The 2596-nt window shown below is 26.5% G+C and carries 3 protein-coding genes; 2 read left to right on the top strand and 1 reads right to left on the bottom strand.

What is annotated here, in order from left to right; all coding sequences use genetic code 11:
• Window positions 1–193: 193 nt before the first annotated feature.
• Window positions 194–1255, bottom strand: coding sequence for a sporulation integral membrane protein YtvI (gene ytvI / locus KGF50_RS21115; protein ID WP_227849880.1), 1062 nt, complete (start codon window positions 1253–1255; stop codon window positions 194–196).
• Between the two features lie 292 nt (window positions 1256–1547).
• Here ytvI and KGF50_RS21110 point away from each other — a divergent pair, with 292 nt between their 5' ends.
• Both KGF50_RS21110 and KGF50_RS21105 read left to right on the top strand, forming a co-directional pair.
• Window positions 1548–2288: a tyrosine-protein phosphatase gene (locus tag KGF50_RS21110; protein ID WP_227849879.1), complete on the top strand. Its 741-nt coding sequence runs from the start codon at window positions 1548–1550 to the stop codon at window positions 2286–2288.
• An 11-nt stretch (window positions 2289–2299) separates the two neighbouring features.
• A complete protein-coding gene (locus KGF50_RS21105; protein ID WP_227849878.1) occupies window positions 2300–2512 on the top strand; it encodes a helix-turn-helix domain-containing protein in 213 nt (70 codons plus the stop codon).
• Window positions 2513–2596: the final 84 nt, after the last annotated feature.

The following is a 2596-nucleotide window of genomic DNA, read 5'->3' as shown; positions in this document are numbered from 1 at the left end:
TTTCTCCCGTATACGATATCTTATTCATTGGAAATTAAAGAAAAGATGCGAAAAAAATTTAAAAATATTGATTTCTTAAATAATGAAAATAAATATAAAGAAATGATTGATACTATATGTGCAAAGTAGAAAAATAGTGAGATATGTTACATATCTCACTATTTTAAGTTTAGATAAAAATATTGACTTTAAGTTATTTAAATGCAGTAATAATCCCATTATCATGTAGATTTTTAATGATTGTAGCTGCTATAGGAAATCCAAACAGTCCAGCTATTCCAAATAGTTGAGCACCAACAAACATACACATTAGAGTTATTAAAGGATACAGACCAATTTGTTGTCCCACTACTTTTGGCTCCAATATTTGTCTAACAACAGTTATGATGATGTATAGTATTAAAAGCCCTACTGCTAAATGTATATTCCCATTGATTAATGAAATAATCATCCAAGGAGTTAAGATACTTCCTGTACCTAATACTGGTAAAATATCGACAAGTGCAACTATGACAGATATAGTAAATGCATTTTCAACTTGTAGGATATTAAGACCAATAAGAAGTTCTACAAATGTTACTGATAGTAGTATGGCATATGCTTTTAGCAATTTTAAAATAGCATTGATACTGCTATTTTTTATATTGATTATCATCGACTGACTTTTTTCTGGAAACTGTCTTAAAATAAAGTTTACTATTTTTTGATAGTCAAATGTAAAGAAAAAAGAAGCAATTAAAGTTATAATAAGTTTCAACATAAATGCAGGTGTTTTACTTGCAATACTCGCAATAGCATTAAGTGCATTTGTTGAAATAGAGGCAACTAAGGACATCATAGATTGACTGATATTATCCCAACCAAGTATCAATGCTAGATTAACATTAGGTGTACTAGCATCTATCTTAGAAAATAAAGTGTTTAGTGTTGGCTGTATACCTGATTTGTATATATCAGGAAGTCTAAAAAATATGTCGCTTATACTTGCAAATATTTTTGCACCAAAACTAACTAATAAAAATATTCCTAATCCATAAAAGGCTAAAAGCACTACCGCAGAAATAAATGTACGGTTTAAGTTTGTATTATCTGTAATAAGTTTTATAATAGGTCTTAAAATAAAGGCAATGATAAAACTAATCACAAAAGGCATTAATAATGGAAATAAGAATTTTAACACAACATATATAATGCTTGCTATTAAAACTACATATGTAAATTTAATTATAAAGCTCTTTTGTTTTTGAATGTCCATAATATAAAACCTCCAATGTATTTGATATTATTCTAAATATGGTCTTTTTTATATAAAATATACTACTGTATATTGATTATAAACTATAAAGCTTCTATGTAGTAAATAAATTATGTAAAATTTAGGTTAATTTTGTATAAAGATATACTTTTGTATTTTAAAATTATTAAGCAAATACAAAAAAATATTTTAAATAAATAGCATAAAATTGTGATAAAATTAATTTATAATGTTTGAGCTAAATATAGTAGGTAACTTATCATATGATAGATAATTTTTAAGAGGTGGTAAGATGAAAAACTTTAGAGATTTAGGTGGAAATAAAACAGAGGATGGTAGAACTGTAAAGTATGGTTTATTTTATAGGTCTGCAAAGTTGTCAAATTTGAGTAAGAATGATATAAAGGTTTTAAAAGACTTAAATATCAAATATGTATTTGATTATAGAAGTGATGAAGAGGCTCGTAAACATCCATCAACAATAATATCAAATATAAAAAATATAAGAATTCCAGCAATGAGAGAATTAGAAGAATCAGGAGGTCGTTTTGGTTCTATCGAAGATATGATTGATGGGTTATTTGAAAAAGATGGTGCGTTTAATATGTTAAATAATAGCTATTATAATCTACCTGTAAATAATCCTTCATATAAAAAACTAGTACAACTTATAAAAGATTACTCTAATTTGCCAATACTAAATCATTGTACAGCTGGCAAGGATAGAACTGGTGTAGGAAGTGCTATAATTCTTATGATTTTGGGTGTATCAAGAGAAAATATAATGAAAGATTATCTAAAAAGCAATGAGTTTGCAGACAAGGAAATAGAAAGGTTTATAGAATGTAAGCCTAAATTTAAAGATATTCCAAAAGAAAGATTAAATTATATATTTGGTGTAAATGAAGAATATATGAAGACAGCTTTTAGAAGAATTGATGAGGAATACAATAGTGTGGAAGAGTATCTATATGGAGAATTTAATTTAAATAAAGAAGAGATAAAAAAATTGAGAAATCAATATCTAGAGTAAAAGGTGATTTTATGAGTTTAAATATAACAGCTAGACAGATAAATATAATAAAGATACTGTTAAATTCAAAAGATACAATAAGTGGACTTGCCTTAAGCCAAGAAATAGGGTGTTCTTCAAAGACTATACAAAATGAAATAAAGGATATTAACAAACAGCTTAAAAATGGTAAAATTTTATCAATAAGAGGTGTTGGTTATAAGTTAGAGGGAAGTTTTGATTAAAAAATAGCTACGCACACTTGTGACTTTAGTCATGAGTTAGTAGCTAAAATATAGTCAGCATATAGGGAAACTTATATGTAGAGA

Source organism: Clostridioides sp. ZZV15-6598, assembly GCF_020657705.1.
Taxonomy (GTDB): domain Bacteria; phylum Bacillota; class Clostridia; order Peptostreptococcales; family Peptostreptococcaceae; genus Clostridioides; species Clostridioides difficile_F.
The sequence above is the reverse complement of the archived record's forward strand: the minus strand, read 5'-3'. Positions and strand labels throughout refer to the sequence as shown.